General features: G+C 65.9%; 14 protein-coding genes. 6 read left to right on the top strand and 8 right to left on the bottom strand.

Annotated elements, in window-relative coordinates; all coding sequences use genetic code 11:
- Window positions 1-5: 5 nt before the first annotated feature.
- Genes AC4ELH_RS03695 through AC4ELH_RS03680 form a run of 4 tightly spaced genes read right to left on the bottom strand, consistent with a single transcriptional unit; the run spans window position 6 to window position 3,438 of the window.
- Entirely contained in the window at window positions 6-857 is an 852-nt protein-coding gene (locus tag AC4ELH_RS03695) for a sulfurtransferase (protein WP_448447287.1), read from the bottom strand.
- 10 nt (window positions 858-867) lie between these two features.
- Window positions 868-1,620 (bottom strand): amino acid ABC transporter ATP-binding protein, encoded by a 753-nt coding sequence (locus AC4ELH_RS03690; RefSeq protein WP_064887265.1) that lies wholly within the window; start codon window positions 1,618-1,620, stop codon window positions 868-870.
- Window positions 1,621-1,637: 17 nt separating this feature from the next.
- Entirely contained in the window at window positions 1,638-2,543 is a 906-nt protein-coding gene (locus tag AC4ELH_RS03685) for an amino acid ABC transporter permease (RefSeq protein WP_064887237.1), read from the bottom strand.
- A 7-nt stretch (window positions 2,544-2,550) separates the two neighbouring features.
- Window positions 2,551-3,438: an ABC transporter substrate-binding protein gene (locus AC4ELH_RS03680; RefSeq protein WP_448447285.1), complete on the bottom strand. Its 888-nt coding sequence runs from the start codon at window positions 3,436-3,438 to the stop codon at window positions 2,551-2,553.
- A 207-nt stretch (window positions 3,439-3,645) separates the two neighbouring features.
- Here AC4ELH_RS03680 and AC4ELH_RS03675 point away from each other — a divergent pair, with 207 nt between their 5' ends.
- The 6 genes from AC4ELH_RS03675 (at window position 3,646) to AC4ELH_RS03650 (ending at window position 10,565) form a co-directional block, all read left to right on the top strand.
- Window positions 3,646-4,236, top strand: coding sequence for an HdeD family acid-resistance protein (locus AC4ELH_RS03675; RefSeq protein WP_064887235.1), 591 nt, complete (start codon window positions 3,646-3,648; stop codon window positions 4,234-4,236).
- Between the two features lie 85 nt (window positions 4,237-4,321).
- The gene (locus tag AC4ELH_RS03670; RefSeq protein WP_448447282.1) at window positions 4,322-5,827 is read left to right on the top strand and encodes a cytochrome ubiquinol oxidase subunit I; all 1,506 of its coding nucleotides are present in this window, start codon (window positions 4,322-4,324) and stop codon (window positions 5,825-5,827) included.
- A gap of 15 nt (window positions 5,828-5,842) precedes the next feature.
- Window positions 5,843-6,883, top strand: a complete 1,041-nt coding sequence (cydB, locus tag AC4ELH_RS03665) for a cytochrome d ubiquinol oxidase subunit II (protein WP_064887233.1) — start codon at window positions 5,843-5,845, stop codon at window positions 6,881-6,883.
- 20 nt (window positions 6,884-6,903) lie between these two features.
- Complete coding sequence (gene cydD / locus AC4ELH_RS03660; protein ID WP_448447450.1) at window positions 6,904-8,487, top strand: thiol reductant ABC exporter subunit CydD; 1,584 nt, start codon at window positions 6,904-6,906, stop codon at window positions 8,485-8,487.
- Window positions 8,474-10,006 (top strand): ATP-binding cassette domain-containing protein, encoded by a 1,533-nt coding sequence (locus AC4ELH_RS03655; RefSeq protein WP_498883265.1) that lies wholly within the window; start codon window positions 8,474-8,476, stop codon window positions 10,004-10,006. The genes cydD and AC4ELH_RS03655 overlap by 14 nt, the downstream gene beginning before the upstream one ends.
- 10 nt (window positions 10,007-10,016) lie before the next feature.
- Window positions 10,017-10,565: a DUF4190 domain-containing protein gene (locus tag AC4ELH_RS03650; RefSeq protein WP_448447278.1), complete on the top strand. Its 549-nt coding sequence runs from the start codon at window positions 10,017-10,019 to the stop codon at window positions 10,563-10,565.
- Window positions 10,566-10,571: 6 nt separating this feature from the next.
- On the opposite strand, the gene AC4ELH_RS03645 is transcribed toward AC4ELH_RS03650, so the two are convergent.
- The 4 genes from AC4ELH_RS03645 to gltB are packed head-to-tail and all read right to left on the bottom strand — an operon-like array spanning window position 10,572 to window position 19,000.
- Window positions 10,572-11,444, bottom strand: a complete 873-nt coding sequence (locus AC4ELH_RS03645; RefSeq protein WP_064887231.1) for an acyl-CoA thioesterase II — start codon at window positions 11,442-11,444, stop codon at window positions 10,572-10,574.
- A gap of 46 nt (window positions 11,445-11,490) precedes the next feature.
- Window positions 11,491-12,909 (bottom strand): pyruvate kinase, encoded by a 1,419-nt coding sequence (gene pyk, locus AC4ELH_RS03640; protein WP_064887230.1) that lies wholly within the window; start codon window positions 12,907-12,909, stop codon window positions 11,491-11,493.
- A gap of 27 nt (window positions 12,910-12,936) precedes the next feature.
- A complete protein-coding gene (locus AC4ELH_RS03635; protein WP_448447275.1) occupies window positions 12,937-14,439 on the bottom strand; it encodes a glutamate synthase subunit beta in 1,503 nt (500 codons plus the stop codon).
- Entirely contained in the window at window positions 14,432-19,000 is a 4,569-nt protein-coding gene (gene gltB, locus AC4ELH_RS03630; RefSeq protein ID WP_498883264.1) for a glutamate synthase large subunit, read from the bottom strand. Before gltB ends, AC4ELH_RS03635 begins: the two co-directional genes overlap by 8 nt.
- Window positions 19,001-19,027 lie beyond the last annotated feature (27 nt).

The raw sequence follows: 19,027 nt of genomic DNA, 5'->3' as shown, positions 1-19,027 counted from the left end.
CGCTGCTACTCACCCCGGGCCACGGGGTGCGCCGGATCCGACGCCCACTCCGACCATGACCCGGGATACAGCGCCGCATCCACCCCGGCGGCAGCCATCCCGGCCACCGCGAGCGCCGCGGTGACCCCGGAGCCACAGTAGGCACCGACGTCCGCGCCCGCGGCTGAGTGATCTGCGAGCAACGCCTGCAGTTGGGCGTCCGCAGCCAATGTGCCGTCTGAGGAAAGGAACTGGGTACTCGGCAGATTGACCGCCCCGGGGATGTGCCCGGCCACTGGGTCGATGGGCTCGACGTCCCCGCGGAACCGCTCGGGTGCCCGAGCGTCAATCAGCACACCGATCCCGGACCCCGCCTCTTCTGCGGTGAGAGTGCGCCGGGCACCGCGATACAGATCGCCATGGACGACGTCGATGTCACCGGGCGCCGGCGTGACCGGGCCGCTCTGTAGCGCCCCGCCAGCCGCTGTCCAGGCAGCCAGGCCACCGTCGAGAATGCGGACGTCGTCGATGCCGGCCGCGGTCAGCACCCACCAGGCCCGGGCAGACCCGGCGCGGTTCCAGTCGTCGTAGACCACGGTGGGCACCCCCTTGCGCACGCCCCAACGACGCGCTGCCGCCTGCAGGTCAGATCCGGACGGCAGCGGATGGCGACCCCGACCGGCGACGCGGTGGTCCGTCAGCTCCCCATCCAGCGAGACATAGACCGCGGCGGGCAGATGGCCGCTCAGATAGGCCTGTTCACCGTCGGGCTCGGCCAGCGACCATCGCACGTCCAGCACGGTGACGGGACCCCCGGAGGCGATGCGCTCGCGAAGGTCACCGGCCGTGACGAAGACGTCTTCACGTGTGGAAGCCACACAGTCGACGCTACATCACCTTCGACAGAAACTCCTTTGTGCGTTCATGTTTGGGGTTGGCCATCACCTCGCGGGGATTTCCGCTCTCCACGATGACGCCGCCGTCCATGAACACCAACTTGTCGGCGACCTCACGGGCGAAACCCATCTCGTGCGTGACCACGACCATGGTCATGCCCTCGCCGGCAAGTTTCTTGATCACCGCCAGGACCTCCCCGACGAGCTCGGGATCCAGCGCCGAGGTTGGCTCGTCGAACAGCATCAGCTTCGGATTCATCGCCAGCGCCCGGGCAATGGCCACCCGCTGCTGCTGCCCACCAGACAGCTGTGCGGGATAAGCGTCGGCCTTGGCGGCCAAACCCACCTGGTCGAGCAGATCCTTGGCGCGGGCCAGCGCGGCGTCCTTCTTCACCCGCTTGACGCGCATGGGCGCCTCGATGATGTTCTCCAAGGCAGTGCGGTGCGGGAACAGGTTGAAGTGCTGGAACACCATGCCGATGTCCCGGCGCTGCCGGGCGGCGTCCCGCGGAGCCATCTCGTGCAGCTTGCCGCCCCGTTCGCGATACCCGATCAGCTCCCCGTCGACGTAGAGGCGGCCCGCGTTGACCTGCTCGAGATGGTTGATACACCGCAGGAACGTCGACTTGCCCGAGCCCGACGGCCCGACCATGCACAACACCTCACCCCTGCTGACGTCCAACGTGACGCCCTTCAGGACGTGCAGGGCACCGAAGTTCTTGCAGACACTCTCGGCCCGCACCATCGGTTCGGCTGCGGCGGTCATGGATGTGGCTCTCCCATCTGGGCGTTGGCCAGGGCCTGCAGCTGCTTGGAGGTCAACTTGCGCGACGCACCACGTGCGTAGTGCCGCTCGAGGTAGTACTGCCCGACCATCAGAATGCTGGTGATCGCCAGATACCAGGTGGACGCCACCAGCAGCAGCGGGACCGGCTGAAACAGATCCACGCCGATATCTTTTGAGCGGCCGTACAACTCGAAGCTGTACGGGATCGCGGTGACCAGCGAGGTCGTCTTCAGCATGCTGATGAACTCGTTGCCGGTCGGCGGGATGATGACCCGCATGGCCTGGGGAAGCACCGTACGTCGCATCGTCATGGTCCATGACATGCCAAGCGCCACCGAGGCTTCCGTCTGCCCTTCGGGCACTGAGTTGATGCCCGCCCGGATGATCTCCGCCATATACGCGGCCTCGTTGAGACCCAGGCCGAGAACCGCCAGCCAGAACACATTCGGGTCAGACAGAGTGAACTCGAAAAGCTTCGGGCCGAACGGGACGCCGATCTGAATGTTCCTGTAGATCACCGGGACCAGGCCCCACAGCACCAACTGAACATAGATCGGGGTGCCGCGGAAGATCCACAGGTAGGTCCAGGACACCGCTTTGAGTACCGGATTCGGTGACAACCGCATCACCGCGAGGAGCACACCCAGCACGAGCGCCAGGATCATCGAATAGATGGTCAGTTGCAGCGTGTTCCAGGCAGCTTGCGAGATGCGTTGATCGAAGAGGTACTTGCCGTACGTCTCCCACCCGTACGCCTCGTTGGTCGCAGCGCCCCAAAGGAACAGCCCGATCAGGACGAGGATGAGGATCGCCGCCACCCAACGCCATGGATGTCTCAGCGGGACGGCGTCGATGGCGGCCGGCGAGGATTCATCACTCATCGGCGGCTCAGCTGGTCGCACCGTTGATGACCGGCTTCTCGATCATCCCCTTCTCCGCGCCCCAGTTCGTGGCCACCTGCTTGTACGCACCGTTGTCGATCAGGTGCTGAAGCGCCTGTTGCAGCGACGCTGCCAGCGGCGAACCCTTCTGGACCGCCCAGCCGTACGGAGCCGAGTCGAAGATATCCCCTGCGGCTTCGAGTTTCCCGTTGCTCTGCTTGATCGCATACGCCGTCACCGGCGAATCCGCCGACATGGCGTCGGCTTGGCCGAGCATCACCGCGCTGGTGGCGGCGGTCTGGTCGTCGAACTTGATGACGTTGATGGCGGGCTCGCCCGCGTCGACACACTTCTTGCTACGGGCCGGCATTTCCTCGGTGTCCTGCACCGTTGCCGTCTGCACTGCGATCTTCAAACCGCAGGCATCGTCGGGGTTGATCCCGGCACCGACCTTCTGCGCCCACGATGAACCCGCATTGAAGTAGGTCACGAAGTCAACCTGCTCTTCACGCTTCTTCGAGTCGGTGAACGACGACATGCCGACGTTGTAGTTCCCGCCCTGCACCGACGGGATGATCTTGTCGAACAGGGACGCCCGGTACTCCGGGGTGAGGCCCAGAGTGGCGGCGATCGCATTCATCAAGTCGACATCGAAGCCGATGATCTTGCCCGCGGGATCTTTGAATTCGTTGGGCGGGTACGTCGGGTCCGTCCCGATGACCAGCTTGCCGCTCGACTTGATCGGCTCGGGCACCGAATTGGCGATCGAGTCGACTTTTTCAACCTTTGCCGCCGTCGTCGATTTGGTTTCCGACCCACCGGATTCGGTGTTGTTCGCGCAGCCCGACATCGCGAGTGCGCCGCTGGCGGCGACCACCACCGCGAAACGCCACATCTTGCTTCGTCGGGGACGACATCCAACTGTCACGGTTGCCTCATTTCTCTGTCTTCGGCTGCGGTCGGGCTGTTCCAAAACGAAGAGGTTAACGGCCGCGGGCCGGGGATGCAGCGCCGGTAACGGAACCTTAACTACCAGGCTGCGACACCACAGCCGTAACGCAAAAACCGCGATCTACATCTACGTTTGTGTCAAACTGCCTGCATGGAAACCACTGCTGCCCCAAGCTTGTTGCCACATCTGTGGAAATCGACGCTGGTTTCGGGAATTCTCGCCGTCATCCTCGGCGTCCTGGCGTTGGTCTGGCCCGGGATCACCATTCTGGTTGCCGCGATCTTCTTCGCCGCCTACCTGTTGATCACCGGTATCTCGCAGCTCGTCCTGGCGTTCAGCATCCGGTCCTCGGTCGGTGGGCGGGTATTGCTGTTCATCGGTGGCGCCGCGGCACTCGTGCTGGCCGTGCTCTGTTTCGTCAGCCTGCAGAATTCGTTCGAACTGCTGGCGATCTGGATCGGTGTCGGGTTCATCTTCCGCGGTGTCGCAACGACGATGTCGGCCATCGGCGATCCCTCGCTGCCCGGGCGGGTCTGGGAGATCATCATCGGCATCATCAGCGTGATCGCCGGCATCATCATGTTCGTCGCCCCCATGGAGGGGCTGGTCGCCCTCGCTCAGGTCACCGGCATCATCCTCATCGTCGTCGGCGTATTCGAAGTGATCTCCGCCTTCGCAATCCGTAGCGAGGCCAAGAAACTCCACGCGGCAATCTCACACCAGGCGCCTCCGGTGACGTAAGACACCGGTCACGGTCGGCGCCTGGCCCGCGACCTTCTACTACACTCCGTCGTAGATTGGTCTGAGACCTCGGAAGTAGGGCCAGATGGACGCTTTGGACGTATCGCGGTGGCAGTTCGGAATCACCACCGTCTACCACTTCATATTCGTACCGCTGACCATTGGGTTGGCGCCGTTGATCGCCGTCATGCAAACCGCATGGGTGTTCACCGGTAACGACAGCTGGTATCGCCTCACGCGATTCTTCGGCAAGCTGTTTCTGATCAACTTCGCGATCGGTGTGGCCACCGGCATCGTGCAGGAATTCCAGTTCGGCATGAACTGGAGCGAATACTCGCGTTTCGTCGGCGACATCTTCGGCGCACCGCTGGCCTTCGAGGGCCTGGTCGCGTTCTTCGTCGAGTCCACGTTCATCGGCCTGTGGATCTTCGGCTGGACGCGACTGCCGCGTGCCGTTCATTTGTTCTGCATCTGGATGGTCGCATTTGCGGTCAACGCGTCGGCGTTCTTCATCATCGCCGCCAACTCGTTCATGCAGCACCCGGTCGGGGCGAAGTACAACCCGGAGAGCGGGCGGGCTGAGCTCATCGACTTCGGCGCCCTGCTCAGCAACAACACCGCTATCTGGGCGTTCCTGCATGTCGTCGCCGGGTCGCTGCTCACCGCGGGCACCTTCGTCGCGGCCGTGAGTGCGTGGCTGATGGTGCGTGATCGGCGGAGGACAAACGCCGACAAGGCGGCTGCCGAGTCCACGGAGGTATCCGACGCCGCAGCCGCCAACGACTCCGCTGGAATGTACCGACCCGCAACGATTCTCGGCAGCCTCGTGGCACTGGCCGCAGTCGCCGTGATCTTCTTCACCGGTGACATTCAAGGCAAGTTGATGTTCGTGCAACAGCCGATGAAGATGGCCTCGGCCGAATCCCTGTGCGACACGCAGACAGACCCGGATTTCTCGGTCCTGACCGTGGGTACACACAACAACTGCGCCAGCGTGACCCACGTGATCGAGGTGCCCTACGTGCTGCCCTTCCTGGCCGAGGGCAAATTCAGCGGCGTCACCCTGGAGGGCGTCAACGACCTCCAAAAACAGTACGAATCACGGTTCGGGCCCGGCGATTACCGGCCGAATCTCTTCGTCACCTACTGGTCGTTCCGGGCGATGATCGGCCTCATGGTGGTGCCACTGGCGTTCGCCCTGCTGACGCTGTGGCTGACCCGCCGCCGACGGCTTCCCGACCAACGGTGGTACGGCATCTTCGCGCTGATCACCCTGCCCACACCGTTCCTGGCCAATTCGGCCGGCTGGGTCTTCACCGAGATGGGCCGGCAGCCCTGGGTGGTGGTCCCCAATCCGACCGGTGACCAGATGGTTCGGCTGACGGTGCAACAGGGCGTGTCTGACCATGCGGCCGGCACGGTGTTCTTCTCACTCGCGGTCTTCACCCTCCTCTACGGCGTGCTCGCGGTCGTCTGGTTCTGGCTGCTGCGCCGCTATGTGACCGAGGGGCCACAGGAACACGATTCCGAGCCGGCACCGCCGACGCCTCCAGACGAGGACGAATCCGCCCCGCTGTCTTTCGCGTACTGAGAGGACTGATCTCAGATGGGACTCCAAGAACTCTGGTTCATACTCATCGCCGTCCTGTTCCTCGGATTCGTGGTTCTGGAAGGCTTCGACTTCGGTGTCGGGATGCTGATGGCCCCGCTCGGCAGCGCGGGCGAAGGCGATCCGGAAAGCCGCAGACGAGCCGTGCTGAACACCATCGGACCGGTGTGGGACGCCAACGAGGTGTGGCTGATCACCGCGGGCGCAGCCATGTTCGCGGCATTCCCCAACTGGTATGCGACGCTGTTCTCCGCGCTGTACCTGCCGCTGCTGGCGATTCTGTTCGGGATGATCCTGCGCATCGTGGGCATCGAGTGGCGCGGCAAGATCGACGACACCAAGTGGCGCAAATACGCCGACCTCGGCATCGCCGTGGGATCGTGGCTGCCCGCCATACTGTGGGGTGTCGCTTTCGCAATCCTGGTGCGCGGCTTGCCGATTGACGCCAACCATCGGGTGCACGCCGGGGTCGGCGACGTGCTCAACGCCTACACGGTGCTCGGCGGGCTCGCGACCGCATCGCTGTTCGCGTTCTACGGTTCGGTGTTCATCGCATTGAAAACCGCCGGCCCCATACGCGACGACGCGTTCCGGTTCGCCCGGATACTGACCCTGCCCGTGATCCTGCTGGCCGGCGGCTTCGGTCTGTGGACACAGCTGGCCCACGGCAAGCCATGGACCTGGGCGGCCCTGGCGGTCGCGGTGGTCGCACTGCTGATCTCGGTGGCATTGATGTGGTCTCGGTCGCGGGAAGGCTGGGCCTTCGTCGCCACCGTGGTGGTCGTGGCCGCCGTCGTCGTCCTGCTGTTCGGTGCGATGTACCCGTACCTCCTGCCGTCCACGCTGAGCTCGGAGTGGGGCGTGACCATCTACAACGGCTCCTCCACCCCGTACACCCTGAAGATCATGACGTGGGCGTCGTTGACGCTGCTGCCTCTGGTGTTGGTGTACCAGGGCTGGACCTACTGGGTGTTCCGCAAGCGGATTTCGGCAGACCGTATCCCCGCCCCCATCGGACTGTCTCGGCGGTCGGTCTGAATCTCTGGCGCGCGCTCGGTATCCGCGGGGCCGCCGGCGCTACGACGGGGTTACGGCGCTACCTGCTGGCGGCGGTGATCTGCGGCGTGACCATAAGCGCCAGCACCATCGCCGCAGCGGTGGTGCTGGCACACATCGTGGCCGCCATCATCGTCGACCCCGGTTCAGCGGCCGGCCACGGCAGTGCGCTGGTGGCACTGTGTGCGCTGTGGATCCTGCGCGCGGCCGCACACTGGCTTCAGGGCCGGCTGTCGCAGCGCGGTGCCACCGCGGTGATCGGGGAATTGTCCAGCCAGGTGCTGCGCTCGGTAACCTCTGCCCCGCCAAGACAATTGGCGGCCGAGCGCGATGCCGCAGCCGCAGTGGTGACCCGCGGCCTGGATGGTCTACGACCGTACTTGAGCGGCTACCTGCCCGCGGTGATCCAGGCCGCCGTCCTGACACCGGTGGCCGTGATCGTGATGGCCTGTTACGACCTTCAGTCCGCGGCGATCGTGGTGATCGCGCTGCCTCTCATCCCGGTGTTCATGATTCTCATCGGCCTCGTCACGGCCGACCGGTCGGCCGCCGCACTGGCGGCGATGACGACCCTGCAGGCCCGACTGCTCGACCTCGTGGCAGGGATCCCCACCCTGCGCGCCGTCGGCCGGGCCGCCGGCTCGGCCCAGCGCATCACTGAACTGGCTGCCGCGCACCGACGCTCGGCCATGGCAACCCTACGGATTGCGTTCCTGTCCTCATTGGTGCTCGAACTGCTGGCCACCCTGGGCGTGGCGCTGGTGGCAGTCAGCGTCGGCCTACGGCTGGTCTACGGCGAGATGGACCTGTCCGCGGGCCTGACCGCCCTGTTGCTGGCTCCCGAGGTGTTCTGGCCACTGCGCCGTGTCGGCGCGGCCTTTCACGCGGCCCAGGACGGTAAGACCGCCGCGGAACAAGCGTTCAAGCTCTGCGAGACGCACCAACCCGCCGAAGGTGGGGTGCGCGTGGCGGACGCCGCTCCGGCGATCGAGTTGGAGGGTCTGGGGCCAACCATCGAGCCGGGCCGGGTCACCGTGCTCACCGGCCCCAACGGAGCGGGAAAATCGACTGCACTACAAGCCATTCTCGGTTTGGCCACGCTTCCGTCCGGGCCCGTGCGGATCGATGGAGTGGATGTCGGTGACCTGGACATGACGGCGTGGTGGCACAGCATCGCCTGGCTGCCACACCGGCCCGTGCTGATCCCGGGAACGGTCCGAGAAAACCTTGAGCTGCTCGGACCACTGACCGACCTGGCCCGCGCCTGCCGCGATTCCGGCTTCGACGACGTGCTGAACGACCTTCCCGACGGACTGGAGACGAGGATCGGCCGCACCGGAGTCGGATTGTCACTGGGACAACGACAGCGGTTGGGCCTTGCCCGGGCACTCGGGGCCTCGGCACGGGTGCTGCTTCTCGATGAGCCCACCGCCCACCTCGATTCCGCGCTGGAACATCGGGTGTTGCAGGCGATCGTCGCCCGGGCCCGCGCAGGTGCCACAGTCGTCGTGGTCGGCCACCGGGATCCGGTGGTGGCGATCGGCGACGAGGTGATCACGATTGGTGCGGCGCATGTTTCGACGTGATCCGCTGCTGCGACTGACACTGGACCTGCTGCGGCCCCGGCTGAGCCGGCTGATCCTGGCCGGCGGCCTCGGAGTGCTCTCGCTGGGCAGCGCGCTGGCCCTGGCGGGCATCTCGGCGTGGTTGATCACGAGGGCCTGGCAGATGCCCCCGATCCTGGACCTCTCGGTCGCCGTCGTCGCAGTGCGTGCGCTGGGTATCTCCCGCGGTGTGCTCGGCTACTGCCAGCGCCTGGCCGCCCACGACACGGCACTGAGGTCGGCGGCCAACGCCCGCACCGGCTTGTACCGCAGGCTCGCAACCGGCCCCGACGACGACGCGATGCGGCTTCCGAGCGGGGAGTTGGTGTCCCGGGTCGGCAGTTCCGTCGATGAACTGGCCGACGTCGTAGTGCGGTCTGTGCTGCCGATCGTGGTGGCCACAGTGCTCAGCGCGGTGGCGGTCGGTGTCATCGCGCTCATCTCCCCCGGCGCCGCGGTGGTGCTGACGCTGTGCCTGCTGATCGCCGGCGTGGTGGCCCCGGAACTCACCGCCCGCTCCGTGGCCGCCGCGGAATCCGTTGCCGTCCAACACCGTGGTGACCGCGACTCCGCAACGATGTTGGCCCTGGAGTACGCGCCGGAGTTGCGGGTGAGCGGGCGCCTCGACGATGTCATCGCCACCGCGGAGCGCCACCACCGCGACTGGGGCCACGCCGCTGACCGCGCGGCCGCCCCGGCAGCGCTGGCCGCCGCGATGCCCAGCATCGCCATTGGTGCCAGCGTCCTGGGTGCGGTCATCGCAGGCATCGCACTGGCCCCCACGACCGCGCCGACCACCTTGGCCATCCTGATGTTGTTGCCCTTGTCGGCTTTCGAGGCCACTACCGCCCTGCCCGACGCTGCCGTCGGGCTCACGAAGTCCCGCATCGCCGCACGCCGTCTGCTCGAGCTCACCGAGGGCGATCCCCTGGCCCGCCGACGTCCCACGGCACCTTCGGTCGACCTGCCCGACGGGGGCCGACTGGCCGTCGTCGGGCCGAGCGGCTCGGGAAAGACGACGCTGTTGATGGCGCTGGCCGAGCGACTCGATGAAACACCCGGACGTGCAGCGTTTTTCGCCGAAGATGCACACATTTTCGAGACCACGGTGCGGGACAACCTTCTCGTGGTCCGCGGGGATGTCACCGACACCGAATTGCTGTCAGCGATCGACCGTGTCGGTCTCACCGAATGGTTGGACGGCCTGCCCGATGGCTTGTCGACCGTGCTCGAAGGCGGTCACACCGCGTTGTCGGCCGGTCAGCGACGCCGGTTGCTGCTGGCGCGAGTGCTGGTGTCCGATTTCTCTGTCGTCCTGCTCGATGAGCCCACCGAGAACCTCGACGCCGCCGACAGCCAACGGATCCTGACCGAAATCCTCACTCCGGGTGACTGGTTCGCCCCAGACCAGACCGTCGTCGTCGCCACCCACCATCTGCCGGACACGCTCGCCTGCCCCGTCGTCCGCTGTCCGCAACCGGGCACCATCACCGACGGGTAGCCTCGCAGACATGACCGACGAGCGATCCAACCCATCCGGGTCGGAGGAGCCGCAGCCGACCGGGCCTCCCCCTCCGTCGGGATATCCCTACGGGCCGCCCCCCGGTGCGTATCCCGGGCCGTACCCGCCGCCGTACGGCGGATACCCGATGCAGCCCAGCCCGCGTGGGCCCGCCAACGGACTCGGCCTCGCCGCGCTCATCCTGGCCATCTTCGCGTTGCTGCTGACATGGACCGTGATCGGTGGACTGATATTCGGCATCGTCGCACTGATCCTCGGATTTCTCGGTCGTGGGCGCAGCCAACGCGGCGAGGCCACCAATGGTGGCGTCGCCACCGCCGGAGTCGCGCTCGGCGCCATCGCCTGTGTGGTGTCTCTGGTGTTCGTCGGAATCTGGGTGTACTTCGGCCAACGATGGTTCGACGATGTCGGTGGCCGGGACTACGTGCACTGCATGCAGCGGGCCGGCGACGACACCGTCGCACAGCAGCGGTGCGAGAACGAGTTCGAACGGCGGATCGAGGATTCCTTCGGCGACACGCCGACCTCTACCCGCTGAACCGACTCACGTCGTGGCGGCACCGGGGAAGTACTTGACGATTCCCTCCTGGACCACCGTCGCGACCAGATGGCCCGCTGCGTCGAAAAAGTGACCGGTGCCAAGGCCTCGGGATTCGGCCGCCACCGGCGACGTGGTCGAGTACAGCACCCACTCGTCGAACTTGACCGGCCGGTGAAACCACACGGAGTGGTTCATCGTCACCGCGAAGATCCGGTCAAAACCCCAGGACAACCCATGCGTGGTGATGATCGAATCGAGCACGGTGGTATCGGAGGAGTACACCAGGGCCGCACCGTGCAGTACGGGATCGGAGGGCATGGTGCCCTCCGTCTTCAGCCACACCCGGTTGTGCTCGAGCTTGCCGCCCTTTTTCCGCATCACCCAGGACGGATCGTTGGTGTACCGCCATTCGATCGGGCGTAACGCCTCGACGAACAACGGCACCGTTTTCTCATAGCCGCGCAGCAATTCATCGATCTTGGGCAGCGTGTCCGGATGCGGAACCTCCGGAGCCGGCACGCTGTGCTCGAGCCCCCGGCCGGCGTTCATGTAAGACAGCATCACCGAGGTCAGCAGGTTCCCGTCCTGCATGACATCCACCCGGCGGTTGGCGAACCGGCGCTCGTCGCGCAGCCGCACTACATGGAACTCCAGATCCTTTTCCGGATCGCCACCGGCGATGAAGTGCGCATTCAGCGCACTCGGCGCGAGCTTGTGTTCCAGCGTGCGCCCGCCGGCGACAAACGCCTGCGCGATCATCTGGCCGCCGAAGGTGCGCACCGGGTTCTTGCTCGGATGCGAGCCGATGAACAGGTTGTCATCGACGCGATTCAGATCGAGAACAGCCAGCAGCTCCTCGAAATCCGGGTGTGTCAAGGAATGCCTTTCGAGATCTTTGGCGGCGCTGGTCGGCAGGCGACCGCTAGACGTCGTCCTCCCCGATGCGGTGCACGTGGATCAGATTCGTGGAGCCTACTGTGCCCGGCGGAGCACCCGCGACGATGACCACCAGCTCACCGCGCTTGTAGCGACCCAGATCCAGCAGCGACTTGTCGACCTGGCGGATCATGTCGTCCGTGCTCTTCATCTGCGCCACGATGAACGTCTCGGTGCCCCAGGTCAGGGCCAACTGGCTGCGGACCTCGGGCAACGCTGTGAACGCCAGCACCGGAAGCGGGGTGTGCAGCCGGGCCAGGCGACGCACGGTGTCACCGGACTGGGTGAACGCGACCAACGCCTTGGCGTCGAGTCGCTCCCCGATATCGCGGGCCGCATAGGAGATGACCCCGCGCTTGGTGCGAGGGGTGTGCGTCAGCGGCGGCACGCTCACCGAATTGTCCTCGACCGCCTTGATGATGCGGGCCATCGTCTTGACGGCCTCCAGCGGGTACTTGCCGACAGAAGTCTCGCCGGACAACATCACCGCGTCCGCGCCGTCGAGCACGGCGTTGGCGACGTCAGAGGCCTCCGCGCGGGTAGGCCGGGAGCTTTCGATCATCGACTCCAACATCTGGGTGGCGACGATGACGGGTTTGGCATTCTCCCTTGCCATCTGGATAGCGCGCTTCTGGACCAGAGGCACTTCTTCCAGCGGCAGTTCGACACCGAGATCGCCGCGGGCGACCATGATCGCGTCGAACGCCAGCACGATGGCCTCGAGGTTTTCGACGGCCTCCGGCTTCTCCAGCTTCGCGATCACCGGAACGCGCCGGCCAACCCGGTCCATCACCTCGTGGACGAGTTCGATGTCGGCAGGCGACCGGACGAACGACAGGGCGATGAGATCAACGCCCAGGCGCAGCGCGAATTCGAGATCCTCGATGTCCTTCTCGGACAGCGCCGGTGCCGTCACGTTCATGCCGGGCAACGACATGCCCTTGTTGTTGCTGACCGGGCCGCCCTCGGTGACCGTGCAGATCACGTCGTTGCCGTCGATCTGGTCGACCACCAGGCCGACGTTGCCGTCGTCGACGAGGACCCGATCCCCCGGCCGGGCGTCCTCGGCCAACCGCTTGTAGGTGGTCGACACCCGGTCGTGCGTGCCCTCGCAGTCGTCGACGGTGATCCGCACCGATTCACCGTTCGCCCAGTAGGTCGGGCCGTCTGTGAACCGACCCAACCTGATCTTGGGGCCCTGAAGGTCAGCCAGCACACCCACAGCGTGGCCGGTGGCATCCGATGCCGCCCGGATCCGCTTGTAGGCGGCCTCGTGGTCGGTGTAGTCACCGTGGCTGAAGTTCAGCCGCGCGACATCCATCCCGGCCTCGACCAGCGCGCGCACCGTCTCATCAGTGCTGGTAGCCGGGCCAAGCGTACAAACGATCTTTCCGCGTCTGCTCACGTCATGTCAGCTTAGTCGTTGATCGATTCAGATGACGGCCAGAGGCAGGGTGCCGGGCCTCACCGGCGACGGCAGATCCGACTCACCCATCAGGTAGGCGTCCACCGCGTGCGCCGCGCTGCGGCCCTCGGCGATGGCCCACACCACCAGCGAGGCGCCCCGGTGGGCATCGCCGCAAACGAACACCCCGGGCGCGTCGGTCTGCCAATCCGAACCGCACGACACAGTGCCGCGCCGGGTCAGTTTCAGGTGCAGCCCGTCGAGCAGCGCCATGTGCTCGACGCCTTCGAACCCGATCGCCAACAGCGCCAGGTCGCAGGGAATCTGCAACGACTCGCCGACCGGGGTGATCTCGCGCCGTCCTTCCGCGTCGCGGGTCACCTGAACCTCGGCAATCTCGACGGCCCGCACGTGACCGTTTTCGTCGCCTAGAAAACGCTGCACGGCCACCTCGAACCGACGCGCGCCACCTTCTGCGTGTGCCGGGGAGGTCCGCAGCACCAACGGCCACGTCGGCCAGGGAGAGAGTTCGTCGTCGCGGGTCTCGGGTGGCTCGGCGTTGTAGTCGAGCTGCGTCACTGACGCCGCACCCTGACGGTGCGCGGTACCCAGGCAGTCGGCGCCGGTGTCACCGCCACCGATGATCACCACGTGCTTGCCCGCCGCCGAGATCGGCGACGACGAGTCGCCTTCACACTCGCGGTTGGCCGGCACCAGATGCTCCATCGCCAGGTGCACGCCATCGAGCTCTCGTCCGGGCACGTCGTTGTCTCGGCCCCGGAGCGCGCCGACCGCCAGCACCACCGCCTGGTGACGCTGATGCAGCTGCTCGACGGTCAGATCGACGCCCACTTCGCACTCGGTGACGAATCGGGTGCCCTCGGCCCGCATCTGGGCCAGACGCTGATTCAGCACCGACTTCTCGAGCTTGTACTCGGGGATCCCGTAGCGCAGCAGCCCACCCACCCGGTTGTCACGCTCATACACCGTCACCTCGTGGCCGGCCCGCGTGAGCTGTTGTGCCGCAGCCAAACCTGCCGGTCCCGAACCGACGACTGCCACGCTTTTGCCGGTGGAGATCGCGGCGGGCTGGGGTTCGACGGTGCCGTTCATCCAGGCGTGGTCGGCGATCGTCTGCTCGATGCGCTTGATCGTCACGCTGCCGCCGGTCTGCTCCTCGGAGATCGAGAGCACGCAGGCCGCCTCGCATGGCGCCGGGCACAGCCGTCCGGTGAACTCCGGAAAGTTGTTGGTGGCGTGCAGGCGATCACTGGCCGCATCCCAACGTCCCCGCCGCACCAGGTCGTTCCATTCCGGGATGAGGTTGCCCAGCGGACAGCCAGCCTTGCCGGAATGGCAGAACGGGATCCCGCAATCCATACAGCGCCGCGCCTGCTGCGACACCTCGCCGGCGCGCGCGTTGGGATCCTCGCGCTCGTACACCTCGCGCCAGTCCCCCACCCGCTCCTCGACGGGGCGCTTGGCCGCCTCGATTTTGGGGACACGAAGAAATCCGGTCGGATCAGCCACGGCTGGCCTCCATGATCGCGCTGTCTACATCGCGTCCCTCGGCCTTGGCCATCCGGGTCGCCTGCAGGACACGCTGGTAGTCGGTGGGCATTACTTTGGTGAATTGCGCACTGCGCCTGGGCCAGTCAGCCAGAATCGAGGACGCCAGCGTGCTGCCGGTGTGGCGAGCGTGGGCGGCCACCACATCGTGCAGCCAAGCCAGATCTTCGGCCTCCAACTGCTGCAGCTGCACCATTTCGGTGTTGACCCGGGCCGGGTCCAGACCGAGCACGAAGGCGATGCCACCGGACATGCCGGCAGCCAGGTTGCGCCCGGTCTTACCCAGGATGACCACCCGTCCGCCGGTCATGTACTCACACGCATGGTCTCCGACACCTTCGACAACGGCCAAGGCGCCGGAATTGCGCGCGCAGAACCGCTCACCGACCCGGCCCCGCAAGAACACCTCACCCGAGGTGGCTCCGTACAGCAGAGTGTTCCCGGCGACGACGTTGTCCTCGGGCAGAAACAGCACATCGTCGGGTGGCCGCACGATCACCCGGCCGCCGGAAAGCCCTTTACCCACATAGTCATTGGCATCACCGATCAGATCGAGTGTGACTCCCGGCGGCAGGAATGCCCCGATCGACTGGCCGGCCGACCCGGTCAGGGTGACGTGAATGGTGTTGTCGGGCAATCCGGCCGCACCGTAGCGTCGGGTGACCTCTGATCCGAGCAAAGTACCCACTGTGCGGTTGACGTTGCGAACCGGGAGTTCCAGGCGAACCGGCAGCGCATCTTCGAGTGCGCCCTCGGCGAGTTGGATGAGGGTCTGATCGAGAGCCTGCTCGAGTCCGTGATCCTGGTCGCGCACCCGGAGCCGCTGAGTAAGCGCGCCGCCCTCGGCATCCGTCGGCAGCGCGAAGATCGGGCTGAGGTCCAGCCCACGGCTCTTCCAGTGCGCCACACCGGGATCGGTGTCGAGTACCTCGGCATGGCCGACGGCCTCGTCGATACTGCGGAATCCCAACTCGGCCAGGTAACGGCGGATGTCCTCGGCAATGAAGGTGAAGAAGTTCTCGACGAACTCGGGCTTGCCGTTGAACCGTGCCCGCAGTTCCGGGTTCTGCGTGGCCACGCCGACCGGGCAGGTGTCGAGGTGACAGACCCGCATCATGATGCAGCCCGACACCACCAGCGGCGCGGTGGCAAAACCGAACTCCTCGGCGCCCAACAGTGCAGCCACGATCACATCGCGGGCGCTGCGCATGCCACCGTCGCACTGCACGGTGATCCGATCACGCAAACCGTTGAGCACCAACGTCTGCTGGGTGTCGGCCAGACCGATCTCCCACGGTGCCCCGGCATGCTTGAGTGAGGTCAACGGTGCCGCGCCCGTTCCACCGTCATATCCGGATATCAACACGACGTCGGCGTGCGCCTTCGACACCCCGGCCGCGACCGTGCCGACGCCGACGCTGCTTACCAGCTTCACGTGGATCCGGGCCTGGTCATTGGCGTTCTTCAGATCGTGGATGAGCTGGGCCAGGTCCTCGATCGAGTAGATGTCGTGGTGTGGCGGCGGCGAGATCAGTCCCACGCCGGGAGTGGAGTGCCGGGTCTTGGCGATGTTGGGATACACCTTGTAACCCGGAAGCTGGCCACCCTCACCAGGTTTGGCGCCCTGAGCCATCTTGATCTGGATGTCGGTGGCGTTCACCAGATAGTCGCTGGTGACGCCGAAACGCCCCGAGGCCACCTGCTTGACGGCGCTGCGCCGGCGCGGATCGTACAGTCGGTCGACGTCCTCACCACCTTCACCGCTGTTGGATCGGCCGCCGAGGTTGTTCATGGCGATCGCCATGGTCTCGTGGGCCTCCGCTGAGATGGAGCCGTAGCTCATCGCCCCGGTGTTGAACCGGGTCACGATCGACTCGACCGGTTCGACCTCATCGAGCGGAACCGGGGGCCGCAGTCCCTGCTTGAACTCGAACAGCCCGCGCAGGGTCCCGCCTTCGCGAGACAGCCGATCGACCTCCGCCGAGTAGCGAGCGAAAATGTCGCGCCGACCGGTCCGGGTCGAATGCTGCAGCAGAAACACCACTTCCGGGGTGAACAGATGCAGCTCACCTTCCCGACGGAACGCGTACTCGCCCCCGACCTCCAGCCGGCGGTGCACCCGCTCGGTGGGGTTCTCCGGATAGGCGCGCCGGTGACGAAGCTTGACCTCCTCCGCCAGCACATCCAGCCCGACGCCGCCGAGCTGGCTGGTGGTTCCCGTGAAGTAGTCGTCGACGACATCACGGCTCAGCCCGATCGCCTCGAAGACCTGGGCGGCGGTGTACGACGCGACCGTGGAGATGCCCATCTTGCTCATCACCTTCACCACGCCCTTGCCGAGCGCCTTGACGTAATTGCGTACGGCAGTGGCTGTTTCGATGCCGGTGAGCTCGCCTTCGCGGATGAGGTCGTCGATCGACTCGAAGGCCAGATACGGGTTGACGGCGGCAGCGCCGTACCCGATGAGCATGGCGATGTGATGGACCTCGCGGGCGTCACCGCTTTCCACCACGAGCGCCACTTTGGTGCGTTCCTTGGAACGCACCAGGTGGTGGTGCACCGCGGAAACGGCGAGCAGCGACGGGATGGGAGCCCGGGTGTGGTCGGAATCGCGATCGGAGATCACCAGTGTGCGGGCACCTTTGGCAATCGCCTCGGTCGCCCTCGACCGCAGGTCATCGACCGCTTCGGCCAGACCTTCCCCACCGCGCTCGACGTCGTAGAGCGCACGCAGCACGGCGGTGCGTAAGCCAGGATGCTCACCGTCGTCGTTGATGTGGACGATCTTGCTCAGCTCGTCATTGTCCAGAACCGGCCAGCGCAAGACGATTTGACGACACGACGCGGCCGAAGGCTCCAGCAGATTCTCCTCGGGCCCCATGACGCGGGCCATCGAGGTGACCACCTCCTCGCGGATGGCGTCCAACGGTGGGTTCGTCACCTGGGCGAACAGTTCGACGAAGTAGTCGTAGAGCAGCCGTGAGCGCTTCGAGAGCACCGCGACGGGAGTATCGGTTCCCATCGAACCGAGCGGCTCGCCGCCGGATGCCGCCATCGGAGTCAGCAGGATCCGCAGCTCCTCCTCGGTGTAGCCGAACGCGATCTGACGGCGCACCACCGAGTCGTGATTCGGCTGAGTCCGGGCCCGCTCGGGCAACGTACCGAGATCGAGCAGCCCGGCATGCAGCCACTCGCCGTAGGGTTCGGCGGCGGACAACTGCTCCTTGATCTCGTCGTCTCCGATGATGCGCCCCGCAGCGGTGTCGACCAGGAACATCTTGCCGGGCTGCAGGCGCCCCTTGGCGACGATCTCGCCCGACGGCACGTCGAGCACACCGCTCTCGCTGGCGAGGATTACCCGGTCATCGACCGTGCGCCACCAGCGTCCCGGCCGCAGACCGTTGCGGTCCAGTACTGCCCCCACCACGGTGCCGTCGGTGAACGTCACGCAGGCCGGCCCATCCCACGGTTCCATCAGCGAAGCATGGAACTTCCAGAACGCGCGCTCCGTGGCGTCCATGGTAGTGGCGTTCTGCCACGCCTCCGGGATCATCATCAGCACCGCGTGCGGCAGACTACGCCCGCCCAGGTGCAGCAGCTCAAGCACCTCGTCGAAGGACGCCGAATCAGAGGCGTCGGGGCTGCAGATCGGCGACAACCGGCTCAGATCACCAGGAATCAGGGCGCTGGCCAGCAGCGCCTCCCGGGCATGCATGCGGTTGCGGTTACCCCGCACGGTGTTGATCTCGCCGTTGTGGGCGACGAAGCGGAACGGATGCGCCAACGGCCACGACGGAAATGTGTTGGTGGAGAAGCGACTGTGCACGATGGCGATCGCGCTCATGCAACGCTCGTCCCGCAGATCCGGAAAGTATTGCGGCAGCTGCATTGTCGTCAGCATGCCCTTGTACACGATGGTCCGGCTGGACAACGACGCGAAGTACACCGCATCGGCGCCCTGGCCCTGTTCGGCACGCTTGCGCAGCGGATAGACCTTGCGGTCCAGCTCGATACCGCTCGGCCGGTTGCCGTCGACCTCTGGTGCCGCGACGAACAGCTGTGCCATGTGGGGCATGCAGCCCAACGCCGTCGAACCGATCTCGGCGCCGTCCGGATCCACCGGCACCTCGCGCCAGCCGAGAACCTCAAGGTCTTCCTCAGCGGCCAGTGCTTCGATGCGGGCGCGGGCAGCACCGCGCGCGTCCTGATCCTGCGGCAGAAAACAGATGCCCGCGGCGAAACTGTGGCTGCCGTCGGCGGCAGAGGCCGGCAGTGCGAAATCGACCACTTCAGTCAGGAGTTCGACCGGCAGCTGCAGCAGGATGCCGGCGCCGTCGCCACTGTTGGGCTCGGCCCCGGCGGCACCTCGGTGTTCGAGGTGCTCGAGGGCGATCAGCCCGTCAGTGACGATGCCGTGGGAGCGGCGGCCCTGAATGTCGGTGATCATGGCCACGCCGCAGGAATCGGCCTCGTTGGCGGGGTCATACAGCCCCTGCGCATCTGGCAATGCCGAGAACAGCACTTGATCGCACCTCCGCAAGTCCGGAAC

This window comes from Mycobacterium shunyiense, from assembly GCF_058270075.1.
The sequence above is the reverse complement of the archived record's forward strand: the minus strand, read 5'-3'. Positions and strand labels throughout refer to the sequence as shown.